Source organism: Streptococcus sp. 151470009-6 (genome assembly GCF_053628175.1).
Genome location: NZ_JBSEZF010000001.1, coordinates 144,856 through 160,442 on the forward strand (window position 1 = coordinate 144,856; position 15,587 = coordinate 160,442).

Sequence of the window (15,587 nt, forward strand, 5' to 3'; positions counted from 1 at the left end):
GAGTTTACTCTTTAAAAAAGATAGAAATGAGAGAGATCATGCTACTGCAACTATTTTCTTTATATTTCGAGAGTTTGATCTTAACGACCATTCTCGTCGTGATTTCTTTAGGAATTTGGATTGGATTGCGAGCTATGTCTGGTGTGGACAAGACAGCCAAGGCCCGTCAAGCCCATCTCTATGATATGATTATGATCGGGGTTTTGGTGATTCCAGTATTATCCTTTGCCATCATGAGTCTCATTTTAGTTTTCAGAGCATAATACTTGCTAAATAAACTTCAAACAGTTAGAATAAAGATAGTTACAACAAGAAAGAAGGAATCGAAATGTACGATACGATTATTATTGGTGCTGGACCTGCGGGAATGACAGCTGCCTTATATGCTGCTCGAAGTAATCTGAAAGTGGCTTTGATTGAAGGTGGTCTGCCAGGCGGGCAAATGAACAACACATCTGATATTGAAAACTATCCAGGTTATGCCAATATCAGTGGACCTGAATTGGCTGAAAAAATGTTTGAACCACTTGAAAATCTTGGAGTGGAGCACCTTTATGGGTTTGTTGAAAAGATTGAAGATCATGCTGACTATAAGAAGGTAATCACTGATGACCAAGTTTATGAAACCCGTACTGTCATCGTGGCAACTGGCTCTAAACACCGTCTTTTAGATGTTCCTGGAGAAGAAGAATTAAATAGCCGAGGCGTTTCCTATTGTGCGGTCTGTGATGGAGCTTTCTTCCGTGACCAAGACTTGCTCGTAGTCGGTGGTGGAGATTCAGCGGTAGAAGAAGCTCTCTTCTTGACACGCTTTGCCAAGTCTGTCACTATTGTTCACCGTCGCGACCAACTTCGTGCCCAAAAGGTTTTGCAAGACCGTGCCTTTGCTAATGAAAAAGTCAACTTTATCTGGGACTCTGTAGTTAAGGAAATCAAAGGTGAAAACCGAGTAGAGTCAGTTGTATTTGAAAATGTAAAAACTGGTCAAGTGACAGAGCAAGCCTTCGGAGGTGTCTTTATCTATGTTGGACTGGACCCTGTTAGTGATTTTGTTAAGGATTTGAATATCCAAGACCAGGCAGGCTGGATCGTAACAGACAATCACATGAAAACTAGCGTTGATGGCATCTTTGCAGTTGGAGATGTTCGCCAGAAAGACCTTCGCCAAGTGACAACAGCAGTTGGAGATGGGGCTATCGCAGGTCAAGAAGCCTACAAGTTTATCACCGAACATAGTTAATACACTTCGAAAATCTCTTCAAACCACGTCAGCTTCGCCTTGCCGTAGGTATGGGTACTGACTTCGTCAGTTCTATCCACAACCTCAAAACAGTGTTTTGAGCTGACTTCGTCAGTCTTATCTACAACCTCAAAGCAGTGCTTTGAGCTGTCTACAGCTAGCTTCCTAGTTTGCTCTTTGATTTTCATTGAGTATAATCATAAAAAAGTTTCCAATCAGATGACTGGAAACTTTTTTATAGTCGGTTTCGGAAAACTTCGTACATGAGAATGGCTGCAGCCACACTGGCATTGAGACTTTGAACATGTCCATTCATAGGAATGGTAATCATTTCATCGACCTGTTTTTTGATGTTGCTCGAGATGCCTTTTCCTTCATTTCCGATGATGAGGGCGATTTTCCCTTTTGTATTCCATTTGTGGCAAGGGGTACCGTTCATATCTGTTCCGAAGGTCCAGAAGCCTTCATCCTTGAGTTTATCCAAAGTTTGACTGAGATTGGTCACTCGAGCAATCGGTACGTGCTCAATAGCCCCAGTAGCCGTTTTGGCAACAACAGGAGTTACACCGACAGCGCGGTGTTTGGGGATAATGACTCCTGAAACATTGGTCGCGTCAGCAGTTCTCAAGATAGAACCTAAGTTGTGAGGATCAGTTAATCCGTCCAGAATCAGAAGCAAAGGATTTTCTTCTTGACGCGTTTTGGCAAGAATGTGATCTAGCTCGCTATAGGCAAATTCGGAAACTCGAAGGACAAATCCTTGATGGACAGCACCTTCGGTCATTTCAGAGAGGGATTTTTTTGAGGTCCAAGAGATGGAGACTTTTTTCTCAGCAGCCAGTTCCTTGACTTTCTCAACATTCTTACCCCTTAGATCTTCTTGGAGGTAGAGTTTGTTTCCAGTGTTTGCAAGGAGGGCTTCAGTAACGGCATGGACGCCATAGACAATATCATTTGTTTTCATGCCTCTATTATAACACAAAACCCCGTCTTGCAACGGGATTTTCTTTATTCCAGAATCAGTAAACCATCTTTAACAGCAAATGGATCTTTTTCATTGATACGATCGTAGAACATGATTCCATTTATATGATCAATTTCATGTTGGACAACGATAGAGTTGTAGCCTTTGAGCTTGATACGGTGTTTTTCGCCGTCCTTGTCAAAGTAATCAACAGTGACACGGGCATGGCGGACAACATAGCCTGGTACGTTACGGTCAACAGATAGGCAACCTTCTCCTTCGCCAAGGGCAGCATCCTGAACAGAGTGGGATACGATTTTCGGATTGTACATAACGGCTTGCAAATCGTAGGCTTCCTCTGGAGTTTTACCTTCTTCCACAATATTTGGCACTAAAACAGCAATGATACGTTTTGAGATATCCAGCTGGGGAGCAGCAAGGCCAACACCACCACGAAGTCCCATTTTCTCAGCCATAACAGGATCCTGAGAATGTTTGAGGAATTGCATCATTTTTTCGCCAAGGATGATATCTTGATCACTCAATGGAAAGGTCACTTCCTCAGCAACCGCACGTAGAGTAGGGTTTCCCTCACGGATAATATCGTTCATATCAATCAAATGAGCAGCTTTTGTAATACGTTCTATAGCAGACATTTTCTCTCCTTTCATTACCTCTACATGATAACACAAAATAGGTCAGAAAGAAAGTCGCAGAAGTTACTAAAAAATAATATAATAAACGGTATTCCTCTTTTGTCTGTGGTATAATAAAAGAAAAGACTTGCATAAGAAAGCAAGGGAGAATGCAGATGGAAAAGCGACAAAAAAGACGGTCTCATGGACCTATTAATGGATTGTTGGAGAGAAGTATTGGGTTCTTTCGGAATTATAAATCCTGGACCAATGCTCAGTTTATTATTGTGTTACTGCTTGCAGTTGCCCTGTCCATGGGAGGGAACTTGTTAGTTCGAGCAGTACAAGGCAACAAGGGAACGAGCCCTAGTAGTCAAACTCTTGATTCTACAAGTACATCTGGTCAGTCCAAGGAAAATGATACTGACGAAAAGACAGCCCGTATCATGGCAAACGGTGATCTTCTTTATCATATCCCTATCTACCGAACAGCTCTAAAAGAAGATGGGACTTATGATTTTCATGAAAATTTTGAGTATGTAAAACCATGGCTCAAGCAAGCGGATTTGGTGATTGGTGACTTTGAAGGAACTGTGAACAAGGACCACTATTTGGCAGGTTATCCTCTTTTTAATGCACCTGGTGAGGTGATGAATGCGATCAAGGATGCAGGCTATCAAGTTCTAGACTTGGCCCACAATCACATCCTAGATTCTCAGATAGAGGGAGTGGTCTCAACGGCTCAAGCTATTGAAAAGGCAGGAATGACGCCTATCGGAGTTTACACAAAGGAACCACGGGACAAGTCTCCACTTGTTATTAAGGAAGTCAATGGTATCAAGGTAGCTCTCTTGGCTTATTCCTATGGCTTTAATGGCATTGAACAATCTATTTCCCAAGAGGACTATAATCGCTATCTTTCTGACTTAAACGAAGAAAAGATGAAGGCAGAAATCGAGCGTGCCGAGAAAGAAGCGGATATCACTGTTGTTATGCCTCAGATGGGAATTGAATACCAGTTGGAACCAACGGAAGAACAAAAGACACTGTATCACAAGATGGTGGACTGGGGAGCCGATATTATCTTTGGAGGGCATCCTCACGTCGTTGAACCTGCCGAAACGGTCGAAAAAGATGGTGACAAAAAACTGATTATCTATTCCATGGGGAATTTCCTTTCAAACCAGCGTATTGAAACCATGCAAGACGAGGAAAATGCCAAGTGGACAGAGCGCGGTGTTCTCATGGATGTGACCATTAAGAAAAAAGATGGAAAGACAAGAATTGAAACCGCCAAAGCGCATCCTACTTGGGTTAATCGAACACCCAAAGGGACTTACTCCCCAGAAGGCTATCCTCTCTTCCTCTATCAGACCTATATCTTGGAGGACTTCATTGAAGGAGGACGTTACCGTGAGCAGTTGGATGAGGCGACCAAGGAACGAATTGACACAGCCTATAAAGAAATGAATGAACATGTAGGGTTGAAGTGGTAGGTACTCGCCCTAAAGGAGACGAGATGACGATTAAATTAATTGCAACAGATATGGATGGAACCTTGCTGGATCCAAGAGGGCAACTGGATTTGCCACGTTTAGAAAAAATTTTAGACCAATTAGATGAACGAGGTATCCGTTTTGTCATTGCGACGGGGAATGAAGTCCATCGGATGAGGCAACTACTAGAACACTTGGCGAGTCGAGTAGTCCTGGTTGTTGCTAACGGTGCGCGGATATTTGAGTATGATACATTACTTCAGGCTCAGACCTGGGATGATGCTATGGTTGACAAGGCTCTCCTTCATTTTAAAGGGAGGGAGTGTCGAGATCAGTTCGTCGTCACCAGCATGAATGGGAGTTTTGTCAAGGAAGGAACTGTTTTTACAGACCTGGAAAAATTTATGACTCCAGAGATGATTGAAAAACTTTACCAAAGGACCAATTTTGTGGATGAGCTAAACTCAGACCTCTTTGGAGGAGTCCTAAAGATGAGCATGGTCGTTGGTGAAGAACGTTCTAGTGCAGTTTTGCAGGAAATCAATGACCTCTTTGATGGTCGTGTAAGAGCTGTTTCTAGCGGTTATGGCTGTATCGATATCCTGCAAGCTGGGGTTCACAAGGCTTGGGGATTGGAAGAATTGCTCAAGCGCTGGGATTTGACATCGGAACAAATCATGGCTTTTGGTGATAGCGAAAATGATGTTGAGATGTTGGAGATGGCTGGAATTGCCTATGCTATGGAAAATGCTGATGATGAGGCCAAGGCAGTTGCAACTGCCCTAGCTCCAGCTAACAGCCAAGGGGGCGTTTATCAGGTCCTAGAAAATTGGTTAGAGAAAGAGGGATAAGGTGGCAGTACAGTTATTAGAAAATTGGCTCCTAAAAGAGCAAGCAAAAATTCAAACCAAGTATCGTGAACTCAATCAGATTTCTCTTTTAGAGCCAGATATGATTTTTATCGGCGATTCGATTGTAGAATACTACCCTTTGCAAGAGTTACTCGGGACTACCAAGACGATTGTTAATCGAGGCATCCGAGGTTACCAGACGGGACTTCTACTAGACAATCTTGATGCCCATCTTTATGGTGATGCTGTCGATCAAATTGTTCTCTTAATTGGGACAAACGATATCGGAAAAGATATTCCCATGAATGAAGCCTTGGATAATCTTGAAGGTGTGATTCAATCGCTTAACCGAGATTATCCGCTGTCACAAATAAAGCTAGTTTCTATTCTGCCAGTCAATGAAGGAGAAGAATACAAGCAGACAGTTTACATTCGTACCAATGAAAAAATCAGAGAATGGAATCAAGCCTATGAGGCTCTAGCCTCCGCCTATATGCAAGTAGATTTTCTACCAATTTATGATAGTTTGACAGATTCAGAAGGACAACTTCAATCAGCCTATACAACGGATGGTCTCCATCTAAGTGTAGCTGGTTATCAAGCCTTATCAGATGCTTTGAAAACGTATCTTTTCTAAAGAATTGGCTTGATTTTGCAATTTTTATGAAGATAGGTTATAATAGTTCTAACATCCTGGGGTCGTTACGGATTCGACAGGCATTATGAGGCATATTTTGCAACCCGTGTGGCGACGTAAACGCTCAGTTAAATATAACTGCAAAAAATAACACTTCTTACGCTCTAGCTGCCTAAAAACCAGCAGGCGTGACCTGATTTGGATTGCTCGTGTTCAATGACAGGTCTTATGATTAGCGAGATACGATCAAGCCTTGTCTAGTGGTTTGATAAGAGATTGATAGACTCGCAGTTCCTAGGCTTGAGTTATGTGTCGAGGGACTGTTAAAACAATACATAACCTATGGTTGTAGACAAATATGTTGGCAGGTGTTTGGACGTGGGTTCGACTCCCACCGGCTCCATCATCAATAGGATTTTTGGGATTATTTCGTCAAATTGTATCCTTTATTGTATCCTATTTGTTTTAGTTTGCTAGTGGAGAATTACTCAAGAGGCTGAAGAGGACGGTTTGCTAAATCGTTAGGTCGGGTAACCGGCGCGGGGGTTCGAATCCCCCATTCTCCGTTAGATGAACCCCGTGTTTTTCTAAACTAATCTACTTGGAGGTGTTCTCCAAGAGTAAATTTTCATAAAGAGGTGAAACATGAAAAAGATTAAGTTACTAAGTATCTTAGCAGTCTCAACAGTTGTCTTGGGTGCATGTTCCGCATTTTCTAATCAGTCATCTGAAGCTTCTTCTGATGACAAGGAGAAAACGGAACAAGTTGAGAAGAAGGATGAAGCAGCGGAAGTTAAAGAGAAAGTTACAAAAGATGCTGAAATTCTCCTAGACTCTGTTCTCACTAGCGACTCTGTACGATTCAAGAAGATTTATGGCGAAACTTATGAAAAATGGACTGATGCCGTTATTGCAGTTCAAACAAGTGAAAAAATTAAAGATGATGGTCTTTCACCTGCATCTACATACTCTGTAAAATGGCATGATGATTTCCCTATTGAAACTCCAGAAGAAACAATTTCAGGTTTCTTGAAAATGAGACGTAGATTATACCAAGACATTGGTTCTTATTCAGTTAAAGATGTGAAAGTAGATGAATCCGGTAATACAGCTACTGTTACTTTTAACTCTAAAAAACTACACTCTAAAGGATTGGCTTCATCTACAAGGGAAGTTCTCACCACTCTAATTGGAGGTGTTGACAACCTAGCTAAGTACAATCAAGCTGGATCAGATGTTGATATTAAACGTTACCAAACCTTGATCTCTTACTGGATCTTCGAGCATCTTTTCAAGAAGGATTTTACTGTCTATACTGACGTAGATCCTAACTTAGCACACACACCATTTACTACTGGAGATTTTGATACTGAAATCAAATTAACCAAGGACAAAGATGGGAACTGGCTTATTTCTCAAGAAGATTACCGTACTCTAGCATCTGAGTTACTTGACAACACAGAAGGGTATGATAAGATTGTACGTAAAAACTCTACGAAGTCGAATGACAAAGAAAAGTCTACAGACAAATCTACTGATAAATCAACAGACAAATCTTCAGATAAGAAAGATAAAAGCAATATCTAATCTTTAGATTTAAAAGAAAAACAAGTAGTCTTAATAAACTACTTGTTTTTTTATGAATTAGGATAGGGCAGGATACAGAAAAATGTGGTGTGGTAGTTAAAGTAACTCAGCCTTTCATTTCTATATATTGTTCTTAGAACGGTAAAAAAAACTGCACCTCAATGCAGTTTTTCTTTTTCTACGGAAGACATGGGATTCGAACCCACGCACGCTGTTACACGCCTACCGCGTTTCCAACACGGCCTCTTAAGCCTCTTGAGTAATCTTCCAATACTTACTCAAATAGTCTACCATAAAGCCACTTATCTTGCAATAAAAATGTTGGAAACAAGAAAAATGATAGAATTTGAAAGAAAATGACAAAAATTGCTTGACTTTGATAGAGATTGTGTTAGAATGAATAGTGTAAACGATAACAGGAGGTGTTTTGGTGTTAAAAACAGAGAGAAAACAATTAATTTTAGAGCAACTTAATCAGCATCAAGTAGTTTCTTTAGAAAAGTTAGTTAGTTTGTTAGAAACGTCAGAATCAACGGTTCGAAGGGATTTGGATGAGTTGGAAGCAGAGAATAAGCTTCGTCGTGTGCATGGTGGAGCAGAATTGCCCCACTCCTTGCAGGAAGAAGAAACCATTCAAGAAAAATCTGTCAAAAACCTTCAGGAAAAGAAATTACTCGCTCAGAAAGCAGCATCTCTTATCAAGGAACAAGATGTTATCTTTATCGATGCTGGAACAACAACTGCTTTTTTGATCAAGGAATTGGTTAATAAGGAGATCACCGTTGTGACCAATTCGATTCACCATGCAGTTCAGCTGGTAGAAAAGCAGATTCCAACTGTCATGGTTGGAGGTAGCGTCAAGATGACGACAGATGCTAGCATCGGGGGCGTTGCTCTTAACCAGATTAACCAATTACACTTTGACCGTGCCTTTATCGGGATGAATGGTGTTGACGATGGTTATTATACGACTCCTGACATGGAGGAGGGAGCTGTTAAGCGGGCTATTTTAGAGAATGCCAAACAGACCTATGTTTTGGTGGATTCATCAAAAATTGGACAAACTTGCTTTGCCAAGGTAGCACCACTCAAACGCGCTATCGTTATCACAAGTCAAGGGCATGAGCTCTTGCAGGCTATTAAGGAGAAAACGGAGGTAATAGAAGTATGATTTATACAGTCACGCTCAATCCATCCATTGACTATATCGTTCGCTTAGACAACGTAGAAGTCGGTAGTGTCAATCGAATGGACAGTGATGATAAGTTTGCTGGTGGGAAAGGAATCAATGTTAGTCGTGTTTTGAAGCGCTTGGGTATTCCCAATACAGCGACCGGATTTATTGGAGGCTTTACTGGTAAATTTATCACAGATACCCTTACAGAGGAAGAAATCGAGACACGTTTTGTCCAAGTAGCAGAAGATACTCGAATCAATGTCAAGATTAAAGCAGACCAAGAAACAGAAATCAACGGGACTGGTCCTAATGTTGAGCCAGCTCAGTTAGAAGAATTGAAAGCTATTTTGTCTAGTCTGACAGCAGATGATACGGTGGTGTTTGCAGGTTCGAGTGCTAAGAACCTAGGCAATGTTATCTATAAGGATTTGATTGCCTTGACACGCCAGACTGGTGCGCAAGTGGTTTGTGACTTTGAAGGTCAGACCTTGATTGATAGTTTGGATTATCAACCACTTTTAGTCAAACCAAACAATCATGAACTTGGTGCTATCTTTGGAGTGAAGCTCGAAAGTTTAGATGAGATAGAGAAACATGCCCGAGAGTTATTGGCTAAAGGTGCTCAAAACGTTATTATCTCAATGGCTGGTGATGGTGCCCTTCTGGTAACATCAGCGGGAACCTACTTTGCTAAACCGATTAAAGGAACCGTGAAAAACTCAGTTGGAGCTGGTGACTCGATGGTTGCTGGATTTACGGGTGAGTTTGTCAAATCAAAAGACGCAGTAGAAGCCTTCAAATGGGGAGTGGCTTGTGGAACAGCAACTACATTTTCAGATGATTTAGCAACTGCAGCATTTATTAAAGAAACTTATGAAAAAGTTGAGGTAGAAAAAAGATGAAAATTCAAGATTTATTGAGAAAAGATGTTATGTTGCTGGATTTGCAGGCAACTGAAAAAACAGCTGTCATTGAAGAAATGATTAAAAGTTTGGTAGATCACGGTTATGTGACAGATTTTGAAACCTTTAAAGAAGGAATCTTAGCGCGTGAAGCTCTAACTTCCACTGGTTTGGGTGACGGAATCGCTATGCCACACAGCAAAAACTCTGCTGTCAAAGAAGCAACCGTTCTCTTTGCTAAGTCAAACAAGGGTGTTGACTATGAGAGCTTGGATGGGCAACCAACAGACCTCTTCTTTATGATTGCAGCTCCAGAAGGTGCCAATGACACTCACTTGGCAGCCTTGGCAGAATTGTCTCAATACTTGATGAAAGACGGATTTGCTGACAAACTTCGTCAAGTAACATCAGCTGATCAAGTTATCGAACTTTTTGACCAAGCTTCAGAAAAAGCTGAGGAGCCTATCCAAGCACCTGCCAATGACTCTGGCGACTTTATCGTAGCTGTTACAGCTTGTACGACAGGGATTGCTCATACTTACATGGCCCAAGAAGCTCTTCAAAAAGTGGCTGCTGAAATGGGTGTTGGGATAAAGGTTGAAACCAACGGTGCCAGCGGTGTTGGAAATCAACTAACTGCAGAAGATATCCGTAAGGCTAAAGCAGTTATCATCGCAGCAGATAAGGCCGTTGAAATGGATCGTTTCGATGGCAAACCATTAATCAATCGTCCGGTTGCTGATGGTATCCGTAAGACGGAAAAGTTGATCAACTTGGCTCTTTCAGGAGATGCTGAAGTTTATCGTGCTGCCAATGGAGCAAAAGCTGCAACAGCAAGCAATGAAAAACAAAGTATCGGTGGTGCTTTCTACAAACACTTGATGAGTGGTGTGTCTCAAATGTTGCCATTCGTTATAGGTGGTGGTATCATGATTGCCCTTGCTTTCTTGATTGACGGAGCTTTTGGTGTGCCACAAGATAGCCTTGGAAATCTTGGTTCCTACCATGAATTGGCTTCTATGTTCATGAAAATTGGTGGCGCGGCCTTCGGCTTGATGCTTCCAGTCTTTGCAGGTTATGTTGCTTATTCTATCGCTGAAAAACCAGGTTTGGTAGCTGGTTTTGTGGCTGGTGCAATTGCCAAAGAAGGTTTTGCCTTTGGAAAAATCCCTTATGCCGCAGGTGGTGAAGCAACTTCAACTCTTGTAGGTGTCTCATCTGGTTTCCTCGGTGCCCTTGTTGGTGGATTTATCGCAGGTGCTTTGGTTCTTGCTATCAAGAAATACGTTAAGGTTCCTCGTTCACTTGAAGGTGCTAAATCAATCCTTCTCTTGCCACTTCTTGGAACAATCTTGACAGGATTTGTTATGTTGGCTGTTAACATCCCGATGGCAGCAATCAACACTGCTATGAATGACTTCCTAGGCGGTCTTGGAGGAGGATCAGCTGTCCTTCTTGGTATTGTTCTTGGTGGTATGATGGCTGTCGATATGGGTGGACCTGTCAATAAAGCAGCCTATGTCTTTGGTACAGGTACGCTTGCAGCGACTGTTTCTTCAGGTGGTTCTGTAGCTATGGCAGCAGTTATGGCGGGAGGAATGGTGCCACCACTTGCTATCTTTGTCGCAACCCTTCTTTTCAAAGATAAATTTACTAAAGAAGAACGTAACTCTGGTTTGACAAACATCATCATGGGCTTGTCATTTATCACTGAGGGAGCAATTCCATTTGGTGCAGCTGACCCAGCTCGTGCGATCCCAAGCTTTATCCTTGGTTCAGCAGTAGCAGGAGGACTCGTTGGTCTTGCAGGTATCAAACTCATGGCACCACACGGAGGAATCTTCGTCATTGCTCTAACTTCAAATGCTCTTCTTTATCTTGCCTTTGTTTTGGTTGGTGCAATTGTAAGTGGTGTGGTTTATGGTTCCCTACGCAAACCACAAGCATAAAAAGTATTAGAATAGAAAGATTGTTACCATTTGGTGCAATCTTTTTCTCTATTCGAAATGGCTGTGAAATATGGTATAATAGAAGAATGGCAAACAAGAATACTACAAAAACAAGACGGAGACCGTCTAAAGCAGAACTTGAAAGAAAACAAGCTATTCAGAGGATGTTGATTTCCTTAGGGATCGCCTTGTTATTGATTATTGCAGCCTTTAAACTCGGTGCAGCAGGTGTCACTCTTTACAATCTCATTCGACTGGTGGTCGGAAGTTTGGCCTATGTGGCTATAGGTGGTCTCCTCATCTATCTTTTTCTTTTTAAATGGATCCGCAAGCAAGAGGGACTTCTGTCAGGATTTCTTTGTATCTTCGCTGGCGTACTCTTAATTTTTGAGGCCTACTTGGTATGGAAATATGGCTTGGAGCAGTCAGTCTTAAAAGGGACCCTGTCTCAAGTTATGACGGACCTGACTGGTATGCGGGTGACTAGCTTCGCTGGTGGAGGCTTGCTTGGTGTCGGACTTTATATTCCCATAGCCTTTCTTTTCTCAAATATCGGGTCGTACTTTATTGGAGTTCTTTTGATTCTAGTTGGGGCACTCTTGGTTAGTCCTTGGTCTATTTACGATGTTGCAGCCTTTATTGGAACTCAGTTCAGATCTTTCATGGAAAAACAGGAACAGAGAAAACAGGAACGCTTCATCAAGAGAGAAGAAGAGAAGGCTCGTCAAGAAGCTGAAGAAGCAGCCAGAATTCAGAGAGAACAAGAAGAACAGGATGCATTACCGCTTCCTCCTGTAGATCCTGAAACGGGAGAAATCTTATCAGAAGTACCAGACTACGATTTCCCACCAATTCCTGAGGAAGAGTGGATCGAACCGGAGATTATCCTCCCTCAAACTGATTTTGACGTTCCAGATGTGGAAGAAGATTTTGAGGATGAAGAGGTGCAGGTTGATTTTTCTACCAAAGAAGCTCTCGAATACAAACTGCCAAGCTTGCAACTCTTTGCGCCAGATAAACCCAAAGATCAGTCCAAGGAAAAGAAGATTGTTCGAGAAAATATCAAAATCCTAGAAGAAACCTTTGCCAGCTTTGGTATCAAGGTGACGGTAGAACGGGCTGAAATTGGGCCATCAGTTACCAAGTATGAAGTCAAGCCAGCAGTTGGTGTACGGGTTAACCGTATTTCCAATCTGGCAGACGACTTAGCGCTGGCTCTGGCAGCCAAGGATGTTCGGATTGAGGCTCCTATTCCTGGTAAATCCTTAGTCGGAATTGAAGTACCCAACTCTGAGATTGCGACCGTTTCCTTCCGTGAACTCTGGGAACAGTCTCAGACTAAACCAGAAAATCTCCTCGAAATTCCTCTGGGTAAGGCTGTCAATGGAACTGCTCGAACCTTTGATCTTTCCAAGATGCCCCACCTACTGGTTGCAGGTTCGACGGGATCAGGGAAATCAGTCGCAGTTAATGGTATTATTGCTAGCATTCTGATGAAAGCAAGACCCGACCAGGTCAAGTTTATGATGGTGGATCCAAAGATGGTTGAGTTATCGGTTTACAATGACATTCCTCATCTCTTGATCCCAGTTGTGACCAATCCACGCAAGGCTAGCAAGGCTCTCCAAAAGGTTGTGGATGAGATGGAAAACCGTTATGAACTCTTTGCTAAGGTTGGAGTGCGAAATATCGCTGGTTACAATGCTAAGGTCGAGGAATTTAATAGCCAATCTGAGTACAAACAAGTACCCCTGCCTTTGATTGTTGTCATTGTGGACGAGTTGGCTGACCTTATGATGGTGGCCAGCAAGGAAGTGGAAGATGCTATCATTCGTCTCGGACAGAAGGCACGTGCTGCAGGGATTCACATGATTCTCGCAACGCAACGTCCATCGGTTGATGTTATCTCTGGTCTTATCAAGGCCAATGTCCCATCTCGTGTGGCATTCGCAGTTTCATCAGGCACAGATTCACGAACCATCTTGGATGAAAATGGAGCTGAAAAATTACTTGGTAGAGGAGATATGCTCTTTAAACCAATTGATGAAAATCACCCAGTCCGTCTACAAGGATCCTTTATCTCAGATGATGATGTCGAACGCATCGTAAACTTCATCAAGGCTCAGGCAGATGCGGACTACGATGATAGCTTTGACCCAGGAGACGTTCCAGATAATGAAGGAGATTTCTCTGACGGTGAAGCTGGTGGCGATCCGCTTTTTGAGGAAGCTAAGGCTCTGGTTATTGAGACGCAGAAAGCTAGTGCTTCTATGATTCAGCGTCGTTTGTCGGTTGGATTTAACCGTGCGACCCGCCTGATGGAAGAGCTCGAAATGGCAGGTGTCATCGGTCCAGCTGAGGGAACCAAACCACGAAAAGTATTGCAACAATAAAAAAATAACTTCTTTCCAAATTTGGAAAGAAGTTATTTTTGTGATTACTGGTTCGTTTTAGTTTCAGAACTCGTCGTATTTGACTGTGTTCCGTTATCGCTTGTTTCTTTATTTGTAGCGGGTGTAGAAGAGTCCTGAGTTGTTGTTTTCTGTTCTTCTTTTTTCTCCTCTTTCTTGTTGGATTGAGAAGTTTCTTCTTGTGGGGTATTTTCTTTAGTAGAAGTGTTGTCCTTGTTAGGTGTAGTATTTTCCTGAGGGGATTCCTTTTGAATTTCCTTGACAACAGTTGTTTGGGTTGTCGTCGGTTCTTTTTTGTTGTTTTTGTTATTATCCATGGCGTTCATGATGGTGATAGTAGCGGTGATGAGACCAAGGATACTACCGATGGTAGCAATCGTTTTTTGAAAGACAGTAAAGCCCTTTTTGATGTGTTCTGTTTTTGGTTTTGATGTTCTACGATAGTTAGACATGATACTCTCCTTTGATTATGATTTATTATACCTCATTTCTTTAAAAAAATCTTAAAAAAAGAGAAAACTCCCTTTCTTGTCGCAGGTCTCTTTTCGTGATACAATAGAAGGAGTGATTTTAGAAAGCGTGAGAAAACATGATCTACTTTGATAATTCGGCGACAACTAAGCCTTACCCTGAAGCACTAGAGACCTACATGCAGGTCGCTTCGAAAATTGTAGGAAATCCGTCTAGCCTCCATCGTTTGGGCGACCAAGCAACACGAATTTTAGATGCTTCCCGGCAGCAAATTGCAGATTTGATTGGCAAGAAGAGCGATGAAATCTTCTTTACCTCTGGTGGAACAGAAGGGGATAACTGGGTCATCAAGGGTGTGGCCTTTGAAAAAGCCCAGTTTGGCAAGCACATCATCGTATCAGCTATTGAGCACCCAGCAGTCAAGGAGTCAGCCCTCTGGCTCAAAGGTCAAGGTTTTGAGGTGGATATTGCCCCAGTTGATAGCAGAGGATTTGTAGATGTTGAGTCTCTAGAGGACCTGATACGACCTGATACGACCCTCGTCTCCATTATGGCAGTTAACAATGAGATTGGCTCTATTCAGCCTATTGAAGCTATATCAAAACTTTTGGCAGACAAGCCGACCATTTCCTTCCACGTTGATGCGGTTCAGGCACTTGCTAAGATTCCGACTGAAAAGTATCTGACTGATCGAGTGGATTTTGCGACCTTTTCGAGTCATAAATTTCATGGTGTTCGAGGAGTTGGCTTTGTTTATATCAAGTCTGGTAAGAAGATTACGCCTCTGTTGACTGGTGGTGGTCAAGAGGGGGACTATCGTTCGACAACTGAAAATGTTGCTGGAATAGCAGCGACAGCCAAGGCTCTCCGTTTGGCTATGGAAAAGCTAGACTTATTTACTGCTAAGACAAGCCAGATGAAGGCAGTCATTCGCCAAGCCCTTCTTGCTTATCCAGATATTTTTGTCTTTTCAGATGAGGATGACTTTGCCCCTCATATCCTGACTTTTGGGATTAAGGGTGTTCGTGGGGAAGTCATCGTTCATGCCTTTGAAGACTATGATATTTTCATTTCTACAACCTCGGCTTGTTCGTCCAAGGCTGGAAAACCTGCGGGGACCTTGATTGCCATGGGAGTGGACAAGGATAAGGCCCAGTCAGCAGTACGCCTTAGCCTAGACCTAGAAAATGATATGAGTCAGGTCGAGCAGTTCTTGACCAAGTTAAAATTAATTTACAATCAAACTAGAAAAGTAAGATAGGAGCAT

Annotated in this window: 14 protein-coding genes, 2 tRNA genes and 1 other RNA gene; 13 read left to right on the top strand and 4 right to left on the bottom strand. The window is 42.3% G+C overall.

Annotation, left to right across the window (positions count from 1 at the left end):
• Positions 1 to 38: 38 nt before the first annotated feature.
• Both ACUW6H_RS00730 and trxB read left to right on the top strand, forming a co-directional pair.
• Complete coding sequence (locus tag ACUW6H_RS00730) at positions 39 to 263, top strand: DUF4059 family protein (protein ID WP_247929554.1); 225 nt, start codon at positions 39 to 41, stop codon at positions 261 to 263.
• A gap of 65 nt (positions 264 to 328) precedes the next feature.
• Complete coding sequence (trxB, locus tag ACUW6H_RS00735) at positions 329 to 1,240, top strand: thioredoxin-disulfide reductase (RefSeq protein ID WP_096407749.1); 912 nt, start codon at positions 329 to 331, stop codon at positions 1,238 to 1,240.
• Positions 1,241 to 1,475: 235 nt separating this feature from the next.
• Here the strand turns inward: trxB and rlmB are convergent, their stop codons facing one another.
• Positions 1,476 to 2,204, bottom strand: coding sequence for a 23S rRNA (guanosine(2251)-2'-O)-methyltransferase RlmB (rlmB, locus tag ACUW6H_RS00740; RefSeq protein ID WP_000855729.1), 729 nt, complete (start codon positions 2,202 to 2,204; stop codon positions 1,476 to 1,478).
• Between the two features lie 44 nt (positions 2,205 to 2,248).
• Complete coding sequence (def, locus tag ACUW6H_RS00745) at positions 2,249 to 2,860, bottom strand: peptide deformylase (protein ID WP_247929557.1); 612 nt, start codon at positions 2,858 to 2,860, stop codon at positions 2,249 to 2,251.
• A 155-nt stretch (positions 2,861 to 3,015) separates the two neighbouring features.
• Between def and ACUW6H_RS00750 the strand changes: the two genes are divergently transcribed.
• The 6 genes from ACUW6H_RS00750 (at position 3,016) to ACUW6H_RS00775 (ending at position 7,410) form a co-directional block, all read left to right on the top strand.
• Complete coding sequence (locus tag ACUW6H_RS00750) at positions 3,016 to 4,335, top strand: CapA family protein (protein WP_454359284.1); 1,320 nt, start codon at positions 3,016 to 3,018, stop codon at positions 4,333 to 4,335.
• A gap of 23 nt (positions 4,336 to 4,358) precedes the next feature.
• Positions 4,359 to 5,186, top strand: coding sequence for an HAD family hydrolase (locus ACUW6H_RS00755; RefSeq protein ID WP_096407741.1), 828 nt, complete (start codon positions 4,359 to 4,361; stop codon positions 5,184 to 5,186).
• A gap of 1 nt (position 5,187) precedes the next feature.
• Entirely contained in the window at positions 5,188 to 5,823 is a 636-nt protein-coding gene (locus tag ACUW6H_RS00760; RefSeq protein WP_096407739.1) for an SGNH/GDSL hydrolase family protein, read from the top strand.
• 58 nt (positions 5,824 to 5,881) lie between these two features.
• Positions 5,882 to 6,229: a transfer-messenger RNA gene (ssrA, locus tag ACUW6H_RS00765) on the top strand.
• A 72-nt stretch (positions 6,230 to 6,301) separates the two neighbouring features.
• Positions 6,302 to 6,389: transfer RNA gene (locus ACUW6H_RS00770), tRNA-Ser, on the top strand.
• 79 nt (positions 6,390 to 6,468) lie between these two features.
• Positions 6,469 to 7,410, top strand: a complete 942-nt coding sequence (locus ACUW6H_RS00775; RefSeq protein ID WP_096407736.1) for a hypothetical protein — start codon at positions 6,469 to 6,471, stop codon at positions 7,408 to 7,410.
• 181 nt (positions 7,411 to 7,591) lie between these two features.
• Here ACUW6H_RS00775 and ACUW6H_RS00780 read toward each other — a convergent pair.
• Positions 7,592 to 7,679, bottom strand: a tRNA-Ser gene (locus ACUW6H_RS00780).
• Positions 7,680 to 7,840: 161 nt separating this feature from the next.
• Between ACUW6H_RS00780 and ACUW6H_RS00785 the strand changes: the two genes are divergently transcribed.
• The 4 genes from ACUW6H_RS00785 (at position 7,841) to ACUW6H_RS00800 (ending at position 13,831) form a co-directional block, all read left to right on the top strand.
• Entirely contained in the window at positions 7,841 to 8,581 is a 741-nt protein-coding gene (locus ACUW6H_RS00785; protein ID WP_096407734.1) for a DeoR/GlpR family DNA-binding transcription regulator, read from the top strand.
• The gene (pfkB, locus tag ACUW6H_RS00790; RefSeq protein ID WP_096407731.1) at positions 8,578 to 9,489 is read left to right on the top strand and encodes a 1-phosphofructokinase; all 912 of its coding nucleotides are present in this window, start codon (positions 8,578 to 8,580) and stop codon (positions 9,487 to 9,489) included. The genes ACUW6H_RS00785 and pfkB overlap by 4 nt, the downstream gene beginning before the upstream one ends.
• Entirely contained in the window at positions 9,486 to 11,438 is a 1,953-nt protein-coding gene (locus ACUW6H_RS00795) for a PTS fructose transporter subunit IIABC (protein ID WP_096407729.1), read from the top strand. Before pfkB ends, ACUW6H_RS00795 begins: the two co-directional genes overlap by 4 nt.
• A gap of 86 nt (positions 11,439 to 11,524) precedes the next feature.
• Positions 11,525 to 13,831, top strand: a complete 2,307-nt coding sequence (locus ACUW6H_RS00800; protein ID WP_454359287.1) for a DNA translocase FtsK — start codon at positions 11,525 to 11,527, stop codon at positions 13,829 to 13,831.
• Positions 13,832 to 13,875: 44 nt separating this feature from the next.
• On the opposite strand, the gene ACUW6H_RS00805 is transcribed toward ACUW6H_RS00800, so the two are convergent.
• Positions 13,876 to 14,301 carry a DUF6556 family protein gene (locus ACUW6H_RS00805; RefSeq protein WP_045592089.1) on the bottom strand — a complete coding sequence of 142 codons (426 nt, stop codon included), beginning with the start codon at positions 14,299 to 14,301 and terminating at the stop codon, positions 13,876 to 13,878.
• 137 nt (positions 14,302 to 14,438) lie between these two features.
• On the opposite strand from ACUW6H_RS00805, the gene ACUW6H_RS00810 reads away from it, so the two are divergent.
• Complete coding sequence (locus tag ACUW6H_RS00810) at positions 14,439 to 15,581, top strand: cysteine desulfurase family protein (RefSeq protein WP_454359289.1); 1,143 nt, start codon at positions 14,439 to 14,441, stop codon at positions 15,579 to 15,581.
• The last annotated feature ends 6 nt before the right edge of the window (positions 15,582 to 15,587 follow it).